The sequence below is a fragment of the Lactobacillus sp. PV012 genome (genome assembly GCF_014522325.1).
Taxonomy (GTDB): Bacteria; Bacillota; Bacilli; order Lactobacillales; family Lactobacillaceae; genus Lactobacillus.
The window spans coordinates 791442-812709 of sequence record NZ_CP041983.1 but is presented as its reverse complement, the minus strand read 5'-3'; the positions used below and the strand labels follow the sequence as shown (position 1 = coordinate 812709).

Annotated in this window: 21 protein-coding genes and 1 pseudogene; 16 read left to right on the top strand and 6 right to left on the bottom strand. The window is 34.2% G+C overall.

Translation table 11 applies throughout. From position 1 onward, the window contains the following. Positions 1–29 precede the first annotated feature (29 nt). Entirely contained in the window at positions 30–1394 is a 1365-nt protein-coding gene (locus FP433_RS04060) for an FAD-dependent oxidoreductase (protein WP_265484531.1), read from the bottom strand. 204 nt (positions 1395–1598) lie between these two features. On the opposite strand from FP433_RS04060, the gene FP433_RS04055 reads away from it, so the two are divergent. The 12 genes and pseudogenes from FP433_RS04055 (at position 1599) to FP433_RS04000 (ending at position 10582) form a co-directional block, all read left to right on the top strand. Next, on the top strand, positions 1599–1853 hold the full coding sequence (locus FP433_RS04055) for a hypothetical protein (protein WP_265484532.1): 255 nt from the start codon (positions 1599–1601) through the stop codon (positions 1851–1853). After that, positions 1837–2211, top strand: a complete 375-nt coding sequence (locus tag FP433_RS04050) for a type II toxin-antitoxin system PemK/MazF family toxin (RefSeq protein WP_265484533.1) — start codon at positions 1837–1839, stop codon at positions 2209–2211. Before FP433_RS04055 ends, FP433_RS04050 begins: the two co-directional genes overlap by 17 nt. Positions 2212–2331: 120 nt before the next feature. Next, the gene (locus FP433_RS04045; protein ID WP_265484534.1) at positions 2332–3189 is read left to right on the top strand and encodes a patatin-like phospholipase family protein; all 858 of its coding nucleotides are present in this window, start codon (positions 2332–2334) and stop codon (positions 3187–3189) included. Between the two features lie 67 nt (positions 3190–3256). Beyond that, positions 3257–3490, top strand: a complete 234-nt coding sequence (locus FP433_RS04040) for a hypothetical protein (protein WP_265484535.1) — start codon at positions 3257–3259, stop codon at positions 3488–3490. Between the two features lie 110 nt (positions 3491–3600). Further along, the gene (locus FP433_RS04035) at positions 3601–4770 is read left to right on the top strand and encodes an ArgE/DapE family deacylase (protein WP_265484536.1); all 1170 of its coding nucleotides are present in this window, start codon (positions 3601–3603) and stop codon (positions 4768–4770) included. Continuing rightward, a complete protein-coding gene (locus FP433_RS04030; RefSeq protein WP_265484537.1) occupies positions 4760–5434 on the top strand; it encodes a type 1 glutamine amidotransferase in 675 nt (224 codons plus the stop codon). The genes FP433_RS04035 and FP433_RS04030 overlap by 11 nt, the downstream gene beginning before the upstream one ends. Positions 5435–6483: 1049 nt before the next feature. Beyond that, positions 6484–7122, top strand: coding sequence for a LysR family transcriptional regulator (locus FP433_RS04025; protein WP_265484538.1), 639 nt, complete (start codon positions 6484–6486; stop codon positions 7120–7122). Continuing rightward, positions 7059–7376, top strand: coding sequence for a hypothetical protein (locus FP433_RS04020; RefSeq protein WP_265484539.1), 318 nt, complete (start codon positions 7059–7061; stop codon positions 7374–7376). The genes FP433_RS04025 and FP433_RS04020 overlap by 64 nt, the downstream gene beginning before the upstream one ends. A 104-nt stretch (positions 7377–7480) precedes the next feature. Continuing rightward, positions 7481–8086, top strand: a complete 606-nt coding sequence (locus FP433_RS04015; protein WP_265484540.1) for an NAD(P)H-binding protein — start codon at positions 7481–7483, stop codon at positions 8084–8086. A gap of 74 nt (positions 8087–8160) precedes the next feature. After that, positions 8161–8997 carry an SDR family oxidoreductase gene (locus FP433_RS04010; protein WP_265484541.1) on the top strand — a complete coding sequence of 279 codons (837 nt, stop codon included), beginning with the start codon at positions 8161–8163 and terminating at the stop codon, positions 8995–8997. 25 nt (positions 8998–9022) lie between these two features. After that, positions 9023–9394: a nuclear transport factor 2 family protein gene (locus FP433_RS04005; protein WP_265484542.1), complete on the top strand. Its 372-nt coding sequence runs from the start codon at positions 9023–9025 to the stop codon at positions 9392–9394. A 148-nt stretch (positions 9395–9542) separates the two neighbouring features. Further along, a pseudogene (locus FP433_RS04000) lies at positions 9543–10582 on the top strand (zinc-dependent alcohol dehydrogenase family protein). A 46-nt stretch (positions 10583–10628) separates the two neighbouring features. Here the strand turns inward: FP433_RS04000 and FP433_RS03995 are convergent. After that, positions 10629–11498 carry a LysR family transcriptional regulator gene (locus FP433_RS03995; protein WP_265484543.1) on the bottom strand — a complete coding sequence of 290 codons (870 nt, stop codon included), beginning with the start codon at positions 11496–11498 and terminating at the stop codon, positions 10629–10631. 246 nt (positions 11499–11744) lie between these two features. On the opposite strand from FP433_RS03995, the gene FP433_RS03990 reads away from it, so the two are divergent. The 4 genes from FP433_RS03990 (at position 11745) to FP433_RS03975 (ending at position 14617) form a co-directional block, all read left to right on the top strand. Then, complete coding sequence (locus FP433_RS03990; protein ID WP_265484544.1) at positions 11745–12602, top strand: aldo/keto reductase; 858 nt, start codon at positions 11745–11747, stop codon at positions 12600–12602. 23 nt (positions 12603–12625) lie between these two features. Then, the gene (locus tag FP433_RS03985) at positions 12626–13285 is read left to right on the top strand and encodes an NAD(P)H-binding protein (RefSeq protein ID WP_265486474.1); all 660 of its coding nucleotides are present in this window, start codon (positions 12626–12628) and stop codon (positions 13283–13285) included. A gap of 129 nt (positions 13286–13414) precedes the next feature. Next, complete coding sequence (locus tag FP433_RS03980) at positions 13415–13855, top strand: 8-oxo-dGTP diphosphatase (protein WP_265484545.1); 441 nt, start codon at positions 13415–13417, stop codon at positions 13853–13855. Positions 13856–13933: 78 nt separating this feature from the next. Beyond that, positions 13934–14617, top strand: a complete 684-nt coding sequence (locus FP433_RS03975; RefSeq protein ID WP_265484546.1) for a DUF554 domain-containing protein — start codon at positions 13934–13936, stop codon at positions 14615–14617. A gap of 833 nt (positions 14618–15450) precedes the next feature. Here the strand turns inward: FP433_RS03975 and FP433_RS03970 are convergent. The 4 genes from FP433_RS03970 to FP433_RS03955 all read right to left on the bottom strand — a co-directional run bounded on the left by FP433_RS03970 (position 15451) and on the right by FP433_RS03955 (position 21082). Beyond that, on the bottom strand, positions 15451–16323 hold the full coding sequence (locus FP433_RS03970; RefSeq protein WP_265486472.1) for a C39 family peptidase: 873 nt from the start codon (positions 16321–16323) through the stop codon (positions 15451–15453). Between the two features lie 61 nt (positions 16324–16384). After that, positions 16385–17497 (bottom strand): NlpC/P60 family protein, encoded by a 1113-nt coding sequence (locus tag FP433_RS03965; protein ID WP_265484547.1) that lies wholly within the window; start codon positions 17495–17497, stop codon positions 16385–16387. A 71-nt stretch (positions 17498–17568) separates the two neighbouring features. Continuing rightward, positions 17569–20037, bottom strand: coding sequence for a hypothetical protein (locus tag FP433_RS03960; protein ID WP_265486471.1), 2469 nt, complete (start codon positions 20035–20037; stop codon positions 17569–17571). Between the two features lie 136 nt (positions 20038–20173). Further along, complete coding sequence (locus FP433_RS03955) at positions 20174–21082, bottom strand: hypothetical protein (protein ID WP_265486470.1); 909 nt, start codon at positions 21080–21082, stop codon at positions 20174–20176. Positions 21083–21268 lie beyond the last annotated feature (186 nt).

Genomic DNA, 21268 nt, shown 5'->3' with positions numbered 1-21268 from the left:
CCTTTTTAGCTCTAAATTATTTCAAAATTCTAAAATCTTGCTCTGCCTAAAGCATGTTGAGCTGCTAAGTTTAACAAACTCCATTGACGATCAAATCCAGGTTGGAAGAAGAAATCTTGTTCAGCCAAATCTTCCAAAGTCATTTTATGACTAATGGCTAATGCTAATACATTACCTTGAGCAGTAATATCGTACTTAGATAAAACAGCACCACCTAAAATTTGATGGGTAAGAGGATTAAAGGTTAAACTTACATAAACTTTTGGATTATCAGCTTCTGGAATATAAGCAGGACGCATTGAATCTTCATAATAACTCTCAGCGTGGTCTAACCCAAGCTTTTTAGCAGAAAATTCGTTAAGACCTGCAGTGGCAAATTTGTAATCAAAGAAACTTAAAGCAGATGCACCAACTACACCCTTGAAAGGACGAGCAGGTTTTTTATCGAAAAGATTGTTAACAACGTATTGAGCTTCGCGTCTTGCAGTAGTTGCTAACGCAATTGGCATCTTTTGATTTGCTGGGATTGAAAGTGGTTTAATTGCATCCCCAATAGCAACAACATCTTCATGATTAGTGCGGAGGTAATCATCAGTTTTAATAAATCCACGCTCATCTAAATCGATCGTACCTTTTAACCAATCAGTTGCAGGTTTAACACCAGCAGCAATAACAACTAAGTCAGCATCTACATCACCGCTGTCAGTTTTAACACGCTTAACCTTTTTATCTCCCTCGAATCCAAGGATCTTTGCACCCATTTTAAGATCCATATGTTCTTTAAAGACAGGTTCAAGAATATGGGTGAATTTTTGGTTAAGGTAAGTTTCAAGAGGATGACCAATCATATCCATTAAAGTAACATGTTTGCCAGCTTTGGCAAATACTTCACTAGCTTCGGTACCAATATAACCAGCACCAATAATAGCTACATTTTTAATTGCGGGATCAGCAGCTGCATCTTTTAATTGCATAGCCCAATCACGCCCACGCATTAAGTAAATATTTCCTAAATCACTACCAGGGACTGGAAGAGTTTGTGGAGTAACACCTGATGAAAGAATTAATTTATCATAGTGCTCTTCTTTACTAATATTAGTCTTTAGATCTTTTACAGTTACAGTGTGCTTATCGGCATCAATACCAGTAACTAGGTGGCTGTCATAAACGTTACCACCACGTTTTTCAATATCTTCTGCCTTAAAATTACGGACATCATCACGAGCAGTAACTTTATCTTCAAGATATAACTGCATGCCACACGACATAAATGAGATAAAGTCAGCTGCTTCATAAACAGTTACATCAACATCATCATACTTATCTAATAATTCAATTGCAGATTCATGACCACCATGAGAAGCACCAACAATAATAACTTTGCGTTTATCCATAAAAGAGACCTCCTTAAAACAAACTATTATCTTATATCTCTACAATAATCTCTTTTTGAAAAAATACAAATTATTGAACTGAAAGATAAAAAGTTAGTAAATCAGTAGACAAGTAAGAATTTAGTTGATTTAAACAGTCACTTATAGTTTAGTTGACATCTTTATAATTTTTGTATACACTTATGTATACAAAGGAGAAACAAAATGTCAGTAAAATTACGAACTGTAGGAAATTCTAAAACTTTAACTGTTCCTAAAGATATTAAAACACTTGGGAATGAGTATGATGTTAAGAATGTAGGTCAGACTATAGTATTTACGCCTGTTAAAAAACATGTGAATATCTTTAGTACTCCTGAATGGAAAAATTATGATTATCAACATGATGTTAAAAAAGATCCGTTACTACAAGAGGTTAAGCCAGTTGGTAAGGAGATTAGTAATGATTTTTCCAAATAAAGGTGATGTTATTATTGTAGATGCTGAACCACATGCGGGACATGAAATGGGAGGACATGATCCTTCTACTAATAATATTCGTAGACATTATGTAGTAATGAGTACGAATAGTTATAATCATGCAACGCATATGTTTTTAGGATTTCCAATAACTACTTCAAATTATGAGAATAATCCAAGATATCTTCCTATTCTTATTAATGGTTCTAACGGTACAGGAGTTAAAGGGTACATAGTTTTGTGGCAGTTACAAAATTTCGATTTTGTTGCAAGACACGGAAAGATTATTAATCATTTAAATAAGAAAACAATTGATTTACTCCAGGAATATGTAGAAGACATTGTAGGAAAAGAATAAATTATATTGCTTAATAGATACAAAATTGTTATATGGAGAGTTAATTTTTTACTTTAACCTGATATCTGGGATATCTCTTCTTATTACAAAGAAAAAAATTACATCAGAAGATTACATTATATGAAACAAAAAACATCACTTGTGCTCGAAGGTGGAGCAATCAGAGATATCTTTACTACAAGTGTATTAGATGTCTTTTTGAAAAACAATATTAAATTTGATCAAGCAGTAGGGGTATCAGCTGGAGCTGCTTTTGGAGTAAATTATAAATCTCACCAACCCCAAAGAGCCCTGCGTTACAATAAGAGATTTGCTAAAGATGATAACTATGCTAGTTTTAAAAGTTGGCGCAAAACTGGTAATCTTTATAATGTAGAAATGTGCTATCATATTATTCCTGACTTATTAGACTATTTTGATTATGATACTTTTGCTAGTGATCCGATGGACTTTTGGGTTTGCGCAACTAATATTGAAACTGGGAAGCCGACCTTTCATCGTCTGATTAGTGGACGGGGTGAAGATATGGAGTGGATCAAGGCTTCTGCTTCGATTCCTGTTTTTGCCAAACCAGTTGAAATTAATGGCAATCATTATTGGGATGGTGGCGTGAGTGATTCAATTCCAATTGACTTCTTTCCTAGATTTGGCCCAACCAAACAAGTTGTAATTACTACCCAACCACGCTCATATCGTAAAACTCCTGGGAAACATCAACGTCTTTATTCAAGAATTTTTAAAGATTATCCAGCGGTTAAAAAGCAAGTTTTAAATCGTGCAGTTAACTACAATGCTACTTTGGATAAAATGAAGAAATTAGAAAAAGGTGGAGAAATGCTAATAATTGCGCCGCCTGAGCCTTTAAAGGTGAAGACTTTTAAAAATTCACCTCAAGCAATTCAAAATGTGTATGAGATTGGTGTTAAAACTGCCTATGATAACATGCAAAAAATAAAATCTTTTTTAAAGGGTAATTAAGTTTTTGCAATTTTGACTGCCAAATAATAAAATAAGGACAACTAAAAGAACCGAAGGAGGGTTAAAGATGACAGCTAATGAGAAAATTATTGCTTTAGTAAAACCAGAGTATTTAGAAAAGATTCCCAAGATGTTTCGTAAGCATGCTACTGGCGGTACTTGTAAGTTAATTGCTCGAGAACATCCCGACTTGTATGCAAAATTTGAAAATGATGAAGTAAGTACCGCCGATAAAGAAGAGATGACCAAATTAGTAAATGGTATTTTTGAGCAAAGAATGAAGAAGCATCACTTTTTATAAAGCAAACCAAAGACATCTGTAAGGGATGTCTTTTTGTTATGGAAAATAGTTTAAGAATAAACTTTTCATGTTATCATAATGTTAATTAATTTTATAAAGAAGATGAAAGTATGGACAAAACGCAAAAAATCAAAATTTTGACTGACTTAATTAAGATTAATTCGGTTAACGGTAATGAAATAGAGGTTGCTAGATACCTTCGATCATTATTAAAAAAGTATGACATTGACGCAAAAATTGATGCCTTTGGTGATAAGCGAGCCAATTTAATTGCTGAAGTAGGAGATAAAGATAGTCAAAATATCTTAGGATTAACTGGCCATATGGATACAGTTGCTGTGTCTGAAAGGGAGTGGACTTATCCTCCATTTTCTGCAACTATCAAAGGTGATAGACTATATGGGCGTGGCTCTAGTGATATGAAAAGTGGTTTAGCCGCTCAAATAATTGCTTTAATCGAGCTGAAAGAAGCAGATAAACTGCCCAAAAATGGAAAAGTAAGATTGATAATTACTGCAGGCGAAGAATACGGCACTCCCGGCGCTAATCGCCTTCAAAAACAAAATATTGCTCAGGATTTAAGCGCACTCTTAGTTGGAGAACCGACGGGCGGGAATATTATTTTTGCTCATTCAGGAAGCCTCAATTATGAGATTAAAAGTAAAGGAAAATCTTTTCACAGTTCAAAACCGGAAAAGGGCATCAATGCAATTAATGGTTTAGTTGAATTCATCAAAAAAGAACAGACCTTATTTGATGCTGTGCCACAAGATCCTTATTTAGGCGCAGTTAAGCATAGTGTAACCTTAATCCAGGGAGGTAGTCAGGTCAACATCATTCCTTCGACAGCAAGTCTAAAGGGAAATATTCGTCCAACCGCTGTTTTTGATAATGATAAGGTGATCGAGAGACTACAAGGGCTAGTTGATGATATTAATCAAAATTCTCCCTACAATTTAGCGTTAGAAGTGATTCAAAGTTTTTATCCGATTGCTACAGCGCCAGAAGACTCTTTTGTACAGCTAGCTTTTAAGGCCGCAAAAAATAATTTTTCTGATGAAATAAAACTAGATATTATTAATGGAGCAACTGATGCGAGTGTTTTCACCTTGAAAAGAAAAGACCTTCCTGTAGTAGTTTTAGGTCCTGATAAATGGGAACAAGCTCACCAAAGTAATGAATATACTACAATATCAAGCTACTTAAAGATAATTGAAACATATCAAGAAATTATTAAAAACTTTTTTGCCACTAGAGAGGAGAGGAAAAATGAGAATTAATGTTTTGCAGCATACACCCAATGAAGGCCCAGGGGCGATTAAATCTTGGGCAGACAAGAATAATTATCAATTTTATGTCTATCATCCAGAAACATTTGGCCACTTGCCTAGTGCGCAAGAAACAGATCTGCTAGTAATTTTAGGTGGGCCAATGAGTCCTAATGATGATTTAACTTGGATTAAACAAGAACGTGAATTAATCAAAGAGATGCTTAAAGCGCATAAACCAATTTTTGGGGCTTGTTTTGGTGCTCAACAAATTGCTAAAGCTGTTGGATATGAGGTTTTAGATGCGCCTTACAAAGAAGTAGGCTGGGCCCCAGTTTATTTGCAAGATCAAACAATTCCAGGACTTCCAGAAAAATTAACTGCTTTACATTGGCATCAACAAATGTTTGAAATTCCTAAAGAAGCAAAGTTGTTGTTTTCTAGCGATTTAGTTAAAAATCAGGGCTTTTTGCTTAATGATAATGTGATTGGCCTGCAATTCCATTTTGAGCCTGAAGAAGATAATCTTCGTGAAATTGCTATTAATGATCAAGAATATCCTGCAGAAAACAATTCTCTACACCAGACTTATCAAGAAATAATAAAACACGGTGTGCCAGAAGAAAATAAAAAAATAATGTTTAAGTTGTTAGATTTTATTAGTAGGACTTGGTAGTAAGGTTTTCTTTAAAGTCGATGAATGAATTTCATCGGCTTTTTGATTATTTTTTAGCTTTTGATCAATCGGAGTAACGGCTTGAAAGTTATCTTTTCACCTAAAAGATCGATAAATTCATTAGTTTACGTTATACGTAAGCTAGCATAAATAACTAGTAATTTTCAAGTATTCCTTTTCTCTATAAACTGTTAATAAAAGTTAAGCAAAGAGGGAGTATAAAAATACCTCACACTTGTTAGATCTATGTCTAACAATTATGAGGCACTTCAAAATTTGATCGCTTTTTGTTTATCATCTTGTTACAATATTATTAGGTCATTGGTTTAGCTAACCGATGATTTAGTAACTTTGGATGGCTACACACCCCTCAACCTATTTTCAGTTACGGAGGTGAGAGCCATGCCACATGGAATAGACTGGAGAAGTAGGCTTCCTTGCAAATAGCTTCTGCTATTGCACTCAATGCACTAGGTAAATTCTTAGTGAGTTGTGCAAAGGCTTATGCAATAACAAAAAAAGCTAATCACAAGGATTAGCTAACTATTCAGTCATTCAAGTTACGATTGGAGTTAACGACTGGCACTCGTTAGCTCCTTTTCTTTTACAATTATAAAATAAATTAAATAAGATTTCAATAGGTTTAATCTAGCTCCTTTAACAAATCGCAAAGGCTTTAAATAGATTAGATGATTGGCTTGGATTGTAAGCTGTAATTACTTTTAAGCCGGTAGTAAAAGTCTAAACACCAAATGAATAAGGGTAACCACTGTAAGTACATAGTTAGAAATTAAAGGATAAGGTATAAAAATGAACGTGGGAATTTATTAATCTGAAAGTATTTAATTATTTTCAGATTTTTAATTGTACCTTTTAATTTTTGATAAATAGGATACAGTGTTCAAATTTCTGATAATTTAGATATATCGAAGGTAGAAATCATGATGCACAGACAGTGACAAAAATTATTAGACATTATAAGAGAAAAATATTTAAATAATGGATGCAAGTAGGATTGTATTCTTTATTTTTGTATACAGGTGATAATTATGTTTAATCAAATTAGATATTTTATTTCAGTAGTTAAAAATAAAAATTTTACGAAAGCTGCTGAGGAATGTCATATCTCACAACCAGCCATTTCACAGCAAATTAAAGAGCTCGAGTCAGAATTAGGCGTCCAACTTTTAGAAAGAATAGGGCGCAGCTTTACTGTTACTCAAGCTGGTAAATATTTTTATAATCATAGCCAAGATTTATTAAACAACCTAGATGAATTAATTTCCGAGACAAAGAAAATTGATAATCAAACAGAAGAACCTTTTATTTTGCATGCTGGTTATTTGCGTAATTTTGGAACTAATGAATTTTTACGAGCAGTAACGGAATTTTCAGGGGAATTTCCTGATGTTCAATTAAAAATTACTAGTGGTAGTCACGAAAAACTATTTAACATGCTAGAAGAAGATAAATTAGATATTGCTTTTAGTGATTTAAGAAGAGCTCCTTCTAATAAATATGTAAATAAGTTTTTGACTTCAAGTAATTTCGAAGTTTTGATTAATAAAAAACAAGTCAATACCAATCAAACTAAAGTTGAAAGTCAAGCCTTGCGTGATTTGCCATGTATTTTAATTGTAGGGCCAATGAACAGGCCGATGAAGAGAAGTATTATCAAGATGTTTTAAATATCAGCGGTGATTTTGTAACTGCATCTACTTATGATGAAGCAATTATGATGGCAACTTTGAATCAAGGCTATTTAATTATTAATGATCGTGTTAAAGATACGATTACTTTGAATGATGATTTGGTTAGTTTGCCTCTATACAATGGTGATCAACAGTTATCACAAGAATACTATGCCTTTTGGAAAGCAGATAATTCTGGCTACTACATTGAGAGCTTCTTTGATATTTTAGAAAAACAATTTAATAATTAATAAGTTTTACTTATCAAAAGACCTAAGAACAAGAAATTGTTCCTAGGTCTTTTTGCTTCTACAATAATAATTGAAAATCGAATTAAACACATGAGGTGAAAATTATGACAAACGTTTTAATTATTGGTGCTACTGGTACTGTGGGTAGAGCAGCAACCGAAGCAATTTTAAAAAATACAAATGACAATCTTACTTTATTCTCTCGCTCAGCTAACAAACTTAGTGTAGCTGATCCAAGTAGAGAAAAGACAATTTCTGGGGATGTAACTAATCCAGCAGACTTGGACAAGGCTTTACAAGGACAAGATGCTGTATTTGCCGCATTAAGTGGTAACTTAGGACATTTTGCTAAGAGCATTGTTGAAGCAATGAACCGAAATGGCGTAAAACGTTTAGTATTCATTACTTCCATGGGAATTTACAATGAAATTCCAGCTAGCGTTGGTGGTGGTAATTTAAGAACTAATTCTACTTTAAGACCTTATCGTGAAGCAGCTGATATCATTGAAGCATCCGATTTAAACTACACTATTGTTCGTCCTGGTTGGTTCACTAATGGTCCCGTTAATTACGAAGTAACTAGAAAAGGGGAACCATTTGGTGGCCATGATGTTTCGGTTGCATCAATTGGTGATTTAGTCCAAAAACTTGTCGATGATGATTCGCTTTACTCTAGAGATAGTGTGGGTATTAATACTTCAGAAGAATAAATCATTAAGAGTAAATTCAAATAAAAAAGTTTTAATTTTAGGTGGATTAAATCAATTTATTAAGGGAGAAAAATATGAAAAAAGAAGTAGTTGTTTTATTTGGTAGTGGATCAATTGGTGAAGCTATTGTTAGACGGGTTGCTAGTGGTAAAAAATTATTACTAGCTGACTACAATGAAAACAACTTAAAAAATGTGCAAAAGAGATTACAAGAAGCAGGTTTTGATGTAGAAACAATCAAGGCTGATTTATCTTCTCGTGAATCAATTCAAAAAGTAGTTAAGAAAGCTCAAGAGTTGGGTAAAATTAAGCACTTAGTCAATGCAGCAGGTGTTTCACCATCTCAAACTACTCCTGAGCAAGTCTTGAAAGTGGATTTGTATGGTACCTCAGTTTTGCTTGAAGAATTCGGAAAAGTTATTGATGAAGGTGGTAGTGGAATTATTATTTCTTCTCAATCTGGACATCGTCTACCCGCATTAGGTCAAGAGAACGACAAAAAACTTGCTATGACTCCAACTGAAAAATTGCTTGATTTAGATATTTTGCAACCTGATGTAATTACCGATTCACTTTTTGCTTACCAATATGCTAAACGTGAGAATGTGTTGCGTGTTGCTAGTGAATCAGTAAATTGGCAAAAGCGTGGTGCCAGAATTAATGCCATTTCTCCCGGAATAGTAATGACTCCACTTGCCTTGGATGAATTAAATGGCCCACGTGGTGCCGGCTACAAGAAAATGTTTGAATCGATGGTAACTAAGCGTCCAGCAACTCCGGATGAAATTGCTAGTTTAGCTCAATATTTAATGAGTGACCAAGCAGCCTTTATTACAGGGAGTGATTTTTTAATTGATGGTGGTGTTACCGCTCAGTATTGGTACGGTAATGTTGACGAAGTTAGAAATTAATATAAATAGATAATGAGGTGATTTTGTGACTGATGAACAACAAATAATTTCACTTTACCGCAAAGAAAACCAAGCGATGGTTAACAAAGACATTAACACACTTAACCAAATTTTAGCTCCAAGTATGGAATTAACTCATATGACTGGCTATGTTCAACCGAAGATGGAATGGATCGACCAAATCCAAAATGAAGAAATGAAATATTATTCTTCTGATGAAGAAGCGATTGAAGATATTGAAATTAATGGGAATACAGCATCATTTATTGGTAAAAATCGTGTTAAAGCCAGAATTTGGGGCGGTAGTATTTCTACTTGGCCACTTCAAATGAAAATGTATTTTGCTAAAGAAAATGGCAAGTGGGTTATAGCTAAACAAGTGGCTAGCCCATATTAAGTAGCAGTAGATCCGGTCTATAGTCCTTAAAAATATTTTTTATTATACGGTTTAGGCATACTAGCATCAACTTTTGGTATTTTTCATAAGAAAAATTTAGCACTACAATGATCATTGCAAGTTAAATGACGGAAAGGAAATAGATAAAATGAAAGCAGCAGTTTTTGTTAAACCAGGGAAGATGGCAATAAAAGAATTAACTGAACCAACTATTCAAAAGCCTACTGATGCTATTATTCGTATTATCAGAGCTTGTGTTTGTGGTTCTGACTTATGGTGGTATCGTGGCATTTCTAAGCGCGAAAGTGGCTCGACAGTAGGGCATGAAGCGATAGGAATTATTGAAGAAGTTGGTGATGAAGTAACTGCAGTTCATCCTGGTGACTTTGTAATTGTACCTTTTACTCACGGTTGCGGTTATTGCGCCGCTTGTCGAGCAGGTTTTGACGGCTCGTGTCTAAACCAACCAGAGGGTAGTAATGGTGGTTATCAGGGTGAGTATTTACGTTTTGAGCAAGCTAATTGGGCTTTAATCAAAATTCCTGGTAAACCAGAAGACTACTCAGATGCACAACTCAACAACTTCTTAACTTTAGCCGATGTTATGGCAACGGGTTTTCATGCCGCAAAATCTGCTGAAGTTAAACCTGGTCATACTACTGTAGTTATTGGGGATGGAGCAGTAGGACTATGTGGAGTAATTGGAGCACGTTTACTTGGTGCTTCAAGAATTATCTTAATGAGTCACCATAAAGTTCGAGCTAAACTAGGACAAGAATTTGGTGCAACTGATATTGTCTCTGCACGTGGAGATGAAGCAGTAGAGAAAGTCATGACTTTAACTAACGGTGCAGGAGCTGACAGCGTCTTAGAATGTGTCGGTGCTACAAGTGCAATAGAACAAGCTGGCAAACTTGCTCGTCCAGGTGCAATTATTGGTCGTGTTGGTGTACCTCAGACCGAACCAGCTTCTAATACTCTTTTTTGGAAAAATATTGGTCTTCGGGGTGGTATTGCTAGTGTTACTACTTATGACAAAATTTACTTTTAGATGAAGTATTAAAGGGAAATATTAATCCAGGTAAAGTATTTACTAAACGTTTTGATTTAGAGCATATTCAAGATGCTTATGCTGCAATGGATAAGCGTGAAGCGATTAAGTCTTTGATTATTGTAAATGATAAGTAAATAAAAAGTCTAACTTAGTGTGAAATACCACCAAAAGTTAGACTTTTTATTTTTGAACTGGCCAATTTTGAGATATTTCCTTTAAAAGGGGCTGTACAGTAGACCGCTGCTCTTTTAAATACGAGCCGTAAATTTCTAAAGTATTATTTTTATCCTCAATTGGTATTAAGATACGATCGTCATCTTTTTCTTCAAAATGACTCGCTAAAGTTAAGTTAGACCTAAAGACGGGAAAATTAGAATATTGTGTTAATTCATCTAGTGAGTTTAAATCTTCTTGGTATAAAAATTTAGCATCTGGAATATTGGACTCTTGAATCTTACGCCAAGGTCCCACATCCCTAACTACTAAGAAACTTAAACCTGCTAAATCTTTGAAAGTTACACTTTTCTTGGCAGCCAGAGGATTAAATTTATCAATTCTAACAAATAATTTTTCTCTACCTAAATACATTGATTCGATTTCCTCAGATTCAATTTCATAATTTGTGAAGATGATTCTTTGTTTGTAGCTAAGTAAATCTTGCACAACATGATCAGGTGTAATCAGTTGCTGGGTAATGGCAAGGTCTTGATTAAAACTAGGACGGTTATTATCTAACCAAAGAAGAGGACCAGGAGCTACGGAACCAATGGTAATATTCTTTTTCATTTGGTCAAAATTAGCAATTTTCTCCACAAAATTATTTTCTGCAGCTAATAACTTTTTGGCCTCAGCTGCAGCTAATTTACCAGTTTCATTTAAGGAAATTCGATTAGCTTGGCGGTCAAAAAGCTTAACACCCAATTCTTGTTCTAACTTTTGCATCCCGCGTGTAACACTAGGTTGAGTAATCATCAAATGCTCAGCTGTTGCTCTTAAAGTCCCATATTTAGCGAAGGTAACTAATTCTTCTAGCAATTCAAAACTTATCATTACAATTCTCTCCTTAGTATGCATTATATGTATAATAACATGAATTAAATTGAAAATTAATTACTGAGTTTGAGCAGATAACGCTACTTAATTTAAAATAAACTACATTTTAACATTACTTTTCTAAGCTAAAATCACACCATACATTTATCGTATCGTGATATACATAAAGGGTAATTTTCTCTCTTAATTTTTCAAGCTATACTAATAATTGTTAAGAGATATCATAAAAACGGAGGAATTATCATGGAATATATTACTTTAAATGATGGCAATAAAATGCCACAACTTGGATTTGGTGTCTTTCAAGTTCCAGATCTAAAAGAAGCAGAAACTGCAGTTAAAGATGCAATTGAAGTAGGGTATCGCTTATTTGATACAGCAGCAGCTTATCAAAATGAAGAAGCTGTTGGTAAAGCAATTAACCAAAGTGGCATCGATAGAAGCAACTTCTTTGTAACTTCTAAACTATGGGTAGATCATTTTACTTATGAAAAAGCTAAACAAGGAATTGATGAATCTTTAGCCAAGCTTGGAATGGATTACATGGATCTTTATTTACTCCACCAACCATATGGGGATGTTTATGGAGCTTGGAGAGCTTTAGAAGAAGCTCAAAAAGCTGGTAAAATTAAGTCCATTGGGGTTTCTAATTTTTATCCAGATCAACTCAAAAACTTAGAATTAATGAGTAATGTTAAACCTGCAGTTAACCAAATTGAAGTCTCACCCTGGTTCCAACAAGATAGTGAAGTAAACTGGAATCAAAAACAAGGGATTGCAGTAGAAGCTTGGGCACCATTTGCGGAAGGTAAGCATGAGATTTTCACTAATGAAACAATCGCTGAAATTGGTAAGAAATATGGTAAGAAGAACGGACAGGTAATTTTACGCTGGTTACTTCAAAGAGGTATTATTGTAATTCCAAAGTCTGTTCATAAGGTTCGCATGGCAGAAAACTTTGATGTTTTTGATTTTAAATTAAGTGATGAAGACATGAAGAAAATGAATTCACTTGATTTGCAAGAAAGTCAGTTCTTCGATCATCGTGATCCAAGTGCTATTGAAAGTATTTTTGGTTCAAGTTTGAAAGCTTTACGTTAAGTATTGAAAGGAAGTAAAGTAAAATGACTAAAGTAGCAATCATTGGAGCAAATGGACAAATTGCTCGCTTAGTAGAAGAAAAAATTTTAAAAGATACTAATGATATTGAGTTAACCCTATTTTTAAGGAATTCTGCTCGTCTTGCTGATTTAGCAGATAATCCCAGAGTGACCATTATTGATGGGGATGCTAATAATCCAGACGATTTGCGTAAAGCAATTAAAGGACAAGATATTGTCTATGTGGCTTTTGTAGATCATAGTGCAGAAGCTAAGCTTACCCAAGATATTATTAAAATTATGGATGAAGAAGGCGTTAAACGTTTAATTTCTTCAAATATTCTTGGAATTTATGACAAAGTACCTGAGCCATTTGGTTCATATAACCGAGAAGTTTGTTTTGGCGGAAAAGTTAAAGCAACTGATGCAGTTGTACTTTCTGATAAGTATATTGAAGAATCAGATTTAGATTATACAGTACTTCGATTAGCTTGGCTTAATGATCGGAATGATACTAATTATACTGTTACTCACAAGGGTGAAGAGTATATTGGTGTCTCTGTCTCAAGAAAGAGCTGCGCAAAGTTAATTGTAGAAATTATTGAAGATCCTAAAAAATACAGTAGAGAGAGTATTGGCTTTGCTGATGAAGCTACTCAAGGTTCTCCTAGACCTGTTTACTAAAATTTGTGAAGATAATAAAACACTATTGCTTAGATTTGTAGCAATAGTGTTTTTATTTCCTTTAGACTATGAAATGAAAAAAGTTATAATTAAATACAAGACGTAAATTTTTGAAAGTAGGGCAATTTAATGAGTAGAACTGAATCAGTTACTTTAACAAACATGTGTATGATCAAGAACAAAGATAAAATATTAGTTTTAGATCGAAAAGATCCAGTCTGGCCAGGACTAACTTTTCCAGGTGGCCACGTTGAAGCTCATGAGTCATTTCATGATTCAGTAATCCGTGAAGTTAAAGAAGAAACCGGTTTAATTATTGAAGCTCCTAAACTTGTAGGCGTTAAGCAGTTTTATGACGCTAACCAACAACGCTATTTAGTATTCTTTTATACTGCAACAAAATTCAGTGGTAATTTACAGGAAAGTGAAGAAGGGACTCTAACTTGGATGACAAAGGATAAATTACTCCATTCGAAACTAGCATATAATTTTGATCATGATTTACCAGTTTATTTTGATGAAAAGATTAGTGAACATTTATTAGATGGTGAGAGGGATGAACTATTTTGAGTAGGATCTTTTCTTTGTACTGTTAATAAAAGAAGATCTATCTAAAGAGATTTAATTTATTATTAAAAGAGGAAAAGTATGATTGGGACAATAGTAAATACAGGAGCAATTTTAGTTGGAACAACAATTGGATGCTTTCTAAAAAATGGCCTTAAAGATAAATATGAAGATGCTCTATACATTGCCATGGGGTTAGCAGCTTTGGGCATTGGTTTAGAAAATGTAATTAACAATCTTCCTAAAAGTAAGTATCCCGTCTTATTTATTGTTAGTTTGGCACTAGGTGCTTTGTTTGGAAATTGGCTTGACTTAAATAAGCATTATAACAATTTAATTGATCGTTTTGGAGGCAAAGCTTCTACCGGTGAAGGAATTGCAACTGGAATTTTATTATATTGCATCGGAGCCTTATCAATTGTAGGTCCTGTTATGGCAGCCGCTAAAGGAGACCATACCATGCTATTTACAAATGCTACTTTAGATTTTGTATCTTCAACTATTTTTGGAGCTAGTTTTGGTTGGGGAATGTTGATTTGTGCGCCAGTTTTATTCTGTTGGCAAGGAGGAATCTATTTAGTGGCAAAGTATTTATCAGCTTCTTTTTTTAGTGGGCCATTAATTACAGAAATTTCAATTGTAGGAGGATTTTTGATTACAATTACTGGAATTGTACTTTTAAAGTTGCGCGATATAAAAACTTTGAATTTTTTACCAAGTTTATTGGTACCAATTATCTTTTTTATTGGGAAAAGTATAATTTAGGGAAAAGATTGAATCTCATAAAAATAAATTTTGATAAATGCATTTCTTCTGGCTACAAACTCTTTGAAAGGATGCATTTTTTATAATGACGAATTTTTAAATCCAAAAGATAAATAATAAATCTCTCCAAAATAGCCAAAAGGAGATTAGAAACTAAATTTTATACAATTTCCTATAATCGATATTATGTAAAGTTAAATAATGAAAAGAATAGAGCTGCTATTATTTATCTATATAAATATGTCTTCACTTATCTAATTTTGCCATTTAATTTTTATTTGTTTTAGTGACAAATTTATTTTCTACTCGACTCATCTCCGGAAAATCTCTCCTAATAAAATCATTTTATTTAATTGTTGCTTTTATTAAACTATCTTGGATCCCATCACAATAAATTCATAAGTCCCGACCTATGGCTGGCTAGCTTTTTAGATACTGATTTTTCATCGATCTTCATAGGCTTAAATTAAAACTTTGTACTGGTTAAAATTGATTAATAAAATAAACTTCAGTGTTTAATAGATAAATTTATTAGTCTTAAAATTTATATTCCATATATTTATGATACACACATATATATTTAATATATAATATTCAATAATATATAGCATTAAACTTAATCATTATATCTAAAACTCTTCTTTTGACTCTTCCCTTGCAAAAGAGGAGAATAGGTATCCTTCTAAATTATACTTTTACCAATAAAAATATTATCGGTACTAATGAACGAGGCAAAAAGTCTAAATTTTAAATGTCATGCCTAATAGCAATTAAAGTACCAAAATTAACTGGAGTAATGGATTAAAGCAAAAAAAGGACCTACCCCGGTCCTTTTAATAACTTAATGCCCTTTTAGCATCCTTTTCCCAATGTAACATAAATGAATTTTCACCAATGGAACGTTTAGTACCAGTCCAAGGATCGTTGTAATACAAAGTTTTACCATGATAACCAGTTAATGTGATTGCATGATTAGAAAAGCCGTCAAAGTTTCCAACCCATGCTACAACAAGATGTGAGCGAATTAACTTATTCTTAATTCCGGCCATACTTGTCCTAGTCATTACTTTGGAGGTACCGAGATAATGTTTAACTACTGACTTAACACCATCAGGAGCTACCCAATATCCCAAAGGCCATTTTTTATAAGGCGAACCGATAAATCCTTTGTTAGGATTAAAACTATAATGCATTATCTTAGCTGCTTTGAATTTTGAAACATTAACTCCTGCATAGTTGAGCATCATCGTTACAGCGGTTATTTCACAGCCAGTAGGCATTTCAGGAAGTTGAGAAACTACTTTGGCATTATTCTTAACTCCAACAATCGTCCCTTTTTTATTAATCCAGTACTTTACTTTACCGACAGTTACATTAGAGAAAATGCGATGACCTTGATTATTAAAATAGCCTAAAATCTTGGTATGTGGAATTTGATGTACACCAGTGCAGACTTCACCCTTTTTATTGAAAACATACCAGTTACCATCAATTTGGCGATAACCTTTGAGGTTTTTCCCATTTTTCACATAATAAGTTTTACCATTGACTGTCTGCCAGTGTGAGACTTGTGAAGTTGGATTTGCTTGTGTTTGCGAATTTTTCTCAATATTATTGTCAGTTGCTGCCAAAATAACTTGGGAATTTCTAGCATTTAATCCTATTGTAATAGCTGCTGCAGCTAATAATTTGTATTTTAATTTCATTCTTAATTTAGTTCCTCATAAAAAATGTATCAAAAACCAATATTTTTGATACATTTTATTTCTAGATAAACGGACGTTTAATACCGGCAATTACATTACGTTGACCATTAACAATTGGCTGAACCATTACAGATGGTGGCCAACTTTCGATTACCTTATTATTACCTAAATAAATTGCAACGTGCCAAATAGTATGAGTACCCGGTTGGTAATAAAATACTAAGTCACCACGTTTCCGGCTAGAGTAAGAGACTTTCTTTAATTTCTTATCTGCCCATAAGTTACGTGAATTCCATTCGTTACCAGGATGAGCATGACCTATTGAACTTGTTGGCTCTGGACTAATACCACCAGCATACAATGCTTGCATTACAAGTCCTGAACAATCAACACCATAAGCTGGACTTGAAGAACAACCAGCAAGCCATGGCTTACCTATGTACTTATAAGCTTGTTTAATCATTGCTTCGATATGGCCACTTCTATCCTGCCATGCTTTAGCACCAAGTGGAGCTACATAACTATCAATGTCATACCATTCCTTTTTAGAAAAGCCCATTTTTTGCCAAGTCTTTAAGTTAACACTACCTGTAACCTTTAAGCCATGCTTACGTTGGAAATTTTTAACTGCGTTATAAGTAGCTTGATTATAGTAATTAGTCCCTGCCCAAGTACCCATCTTATGCATAACTTTCCAAGTCTTAATACCCTCATAACCGCGAGATAAGGTGTAACCCACCTTACCATAAGGCTTGAGTTGAGTATAATGTACTTGATGATATTTCTTTGGATTTTGGTAACCTTTTATCTTTTTAGAAAGGGATGTATCTGCAGAAATATAAAGACCAGAATTAGTTTTCAATATCTTACTACCATCATTATTAGTCTTCAATAAGGAAATCAAGTAGTGATAGTTCTTTTTAGCCTTATGATCAGGATGAGCCAAAGCTGCATCTTTGTAAAGAGTAGTTTCCTTCTTTAATTGAATAATTTTAGGATTAGATTTAAAGTAGCTAACTTTCTTTACTGGTGTTTCTACCGTTTGAATAGTTTTATCTGAACTATTTGATTGACTATTGATATCAATATCTGCTGCTTTAACATTTACAGTTAAAAAACTTGCGCTTAATAAAGTTGCCGCAAAAGCTGCAGTAAACTTTGTTTTTATTTTCATATTTTTCTCCTAGTAATAATTCATCAATTATTTTGTCATATTTTACTTGTTTACGTCAATACTAAGTATCACTAATTCAGCAAGTTCATAATGATAAATTGGCCAATTAAATAAACATTATCTTCGTAATGTAAGTTAAGTGGCTTCAAGTACTTATTAGCATTTGCGCCGACCTCATTAGGTCTAATTTGAACGCGGTATTGCACCCAGATTGTACCACCATTCTTAGAAAGCTCTTTAAGCATGGTTTTGTCTTTATCTTTGTCTTTACCGCTGTCCTTGTTGATCTTAATACTTAACTTGTTACCATTGATAGTTGCACCGTGCGTTGCAGAGTTATTGTTAAAATCTTTTGGATCTAAGCTAACTTGCACATGGTCAACCGCAGCATCACCACTACTGTCGAGTTTAGTTCTAAACTTATCGTCGAGCGTGTCGTGAATGGTAAAGTCAGTATATTTGTCATCTACCAGCTTTTGCCCGTCGCTACTGGTTAACTTGTGCCCGTCTTTTTTCTCTACTTGGGTAAAGTTATTGAGCTTGAAACGCAACCGGTAATATAAGTATTGATTTGGATAAACGGTTTGTTCATGAATGTCTGCTGCACCAGTATCTTTAGCTTTAGTTGGATCCTTTGGATCGGCTGCGTAAACATACTTGTGAGCAGTTAAACCGTTTTTCGAGTCACCTTTAGTGGTTGTATCAGTGTGGTTGTATTTAACGATAAGTTTACTTTTTGCACCACTGTCTTTACCGTTTAACCATGCTTGGTTGTTAACAACCGTAGAACCGCTGTAGATACTACCTTCTGCAGGTTGTTGATCAGGTTTAGGTTTAACTTGAATAACTAAGTGGTAGTTTTTGTGCCAAGCATCAGAAGTGGCTTCAGCAGCCTTATCTGTCATCTTAGCTTCAACTACAGTGTAACCTTTATGTTTGTTGAGTCCTTGTTTATCGTATTGAAGGGTAAAAGCTTTTGTTGCTGGTTTAAGTTTCCTACCGTACTTATCGTCCCACTCACTTTCATACACCTTGGCATTAACTACTTTTAAGCTAGGATCAACGTAGTCGGTTAACACAAGCTGTTGTTTAGCATGTTTAGATTTTTTAACACCCACCATGTAAGGGTCATCTTTATCATTGATGGCTGCTGCAAGAGGAAGTGCATTATAGTTTTCATCAGTGTTACCAGATTTAACTAAAGCACTTGAGGGTGCTTTTAAGCTAGTGTGAATGTCAAAATAAGCAGTTCCAGTGTCATTGATTGTTTCTTTAGTTGAGTGCTTAGTAAAGTTATTTTTGGTTTTAGAGACCCACTTGTCAACTGGTATATCGTAAGGAACGATAGTCCCTTTGTCAAAATCGAAGCCAAAGTAGTCTGCTTGAGCGTGATCGGTATAGTTTCCCTTAGTATCTTTGTGAGCGGCAACATGTTTAATTTTCCCAACTGCTATTTTATGTTTATTAAGGAAATTAATCGAAGCAGGTTTTGCCCAACTCCCAAGCTTAGGTGCTTCATAGGCTTCGTTGTCATAATCATGAACAAAGGTTACATTGTATTCACTGCTACTTTTCTTAGGAATGTAAGAAAATCTACCATCTGGATCATATTTCCAAACAGTCCCTTGACGTAAATTCTTACCAGTCTTTTTATCTGTTAACACTTCGGCATAATCCCCGAAGATGCGAGCAACACCATTTTGGATACCAGTTCCGGCCCAACTAGTCTGAACCCCAGCATTTAATTTGGTATTTTTGCTAACAAGAATATAATTTGGTGCATTAAAAATTAGTCCTTGTTCAGCATCCACATCGGTTTGAGTTAACTCACTTTTAACGGCAAATGGTTGGTCATTATCTGCACGAGTCAAGAGTAAAGAAAAGTTACCTTCACCACCATATGGCTCTTTAACAGCTAAATGCTTTGAGTCAAAGTGAATATTGAGGTTAGGCATTGTTTTCTTATTATACTGATAGTGATAATCACCATTCCAAACAATGCGGGCATTTAACTTCACTTTCTTACCATTTTTATTTGGATAATAAGTTAAAGCATTTTTGTAAAACATTCCAATTTGGCCGTGATTTTTACTGTAGTCACCATTAGGGAAGGTGTAAATATACCAGTAATGGTGATCGCCCTTTTTGATGTTTTTTGGATCACCTTCATCAGATCTACTCCAATTTTTGGCAGCCGCTCCAAATGGTTGACCACTAAGACCTTTATTTTCTACTAAGAAACCTGTAGTATTGGGAATTTTTTTCTTAGACTTAGAGCTTGTCGTAGATCCCTCGGCCGCCCAAGCAGAAAGTTTATTACCATTTTTAGAACCTTCATGAATGGCGATTTTGCCATTATTATGTTTGGCATTGAGTTCGCCGTAAGCGGCACGAATATTAATTTGATTTAGTCCATAACGGGTATGCCAGGGTTTATTCCATCTGGCCTGCACAATACCCGCAGAAGAAGTAAAAGGAATTAAAGTTGTTAGTGCAACAGCACTTAACATAAATTTTTGAAAACGTTTTCGATTTTTCACATAATTACAACCTTTCTATTTGAGATTGTAATTAGTATAAAGAATTTTTAAGGCGTGTTATGAAAGTGACAAAAAAAGTTTAAGCTATTTTTTTGAGCAACAAAAAAGCATCCCAGAGGGATGCTTATAAATAATCTTAAAGTCCAAAAGCGCTTGAACTATTAACCACAGTGTTGTAGTCACCAGCGTAAGGGTGTGAATAAATCCAATCGATGTGATCTAGATCACTTTGGGTTACTCGCCAATTTTTATTATAATTATATTCACCAGCGAACATGAGATCATCTACTTCTCCAGCGGCATTTGGAAGAGTTTTATCATAATATCCTAACCCAATGGCTTCACCTAATTGTTGGGCAACGGCATTGACTTTACCTTGTGCAGTTAAAGTTTTTGACCATACAACAAGGTTCATATGATTAACAAAGGCTTTCTTTTTCCAATCTTTAGGTTTAAACATGCTAGAGTTTTGCCAGCCGGGATTTTTCTTAAGAAACTCAACTCGTTTAGGAGTAAGGTGCATTTCTGCATAAGCTTGATATTTACTACCATGGAGGTACTTAATTACTTCAGGATTTTTATTCTCGTATACACGGGTTGAACTAATACCCGCACTACCTCCATCGCCCATTGCTGGCTTTCCATTTATCATAATATGTTTGTTTACTTCGGCGTTATTATTATCATAAACCACAATATTAGCATATTTAGCAGAGTTAAGGCTAGCATGTTTAGCAGACTTAACTAACTTAAATTTAAACTTAGGAGCCCAGAGTTTGATGGCCTTTTTAACAGCGGGCAAAATAGACTTATCTTTGACATAGATATTAGCGCTGCGGCGTTTGAAGTTGCGATAAGAGGCACCATCATAAGTATCATAAACGTCTTGATCAGGAATATCATCATCGTCATTATAGGATTTATAGTATTTGGAGTTAGGCACCCAACTAGCAGCTAGGGCGGCAGAATGAGAGAAAGCGCCGAGTGCAGGCGTAGCCAGCATGGCTGCAATAGTAACTTTTTTCACGACATTTTTAATTTTCATTTTTAAACCTCCATTAGTGTTTGGGTAGTTTGTGTTTTAAATAACTTTTTCATTCTTTACACAAGGTATTTTATCATGGAGTGTAATTGAAAATAGCCCATCTTCTAAATCGAAATTTTAATGTACTAGAGCATCCCTTTATGAACACTGCTATTTTTACTTTCCCTTCATTCTCATAATAAAAGA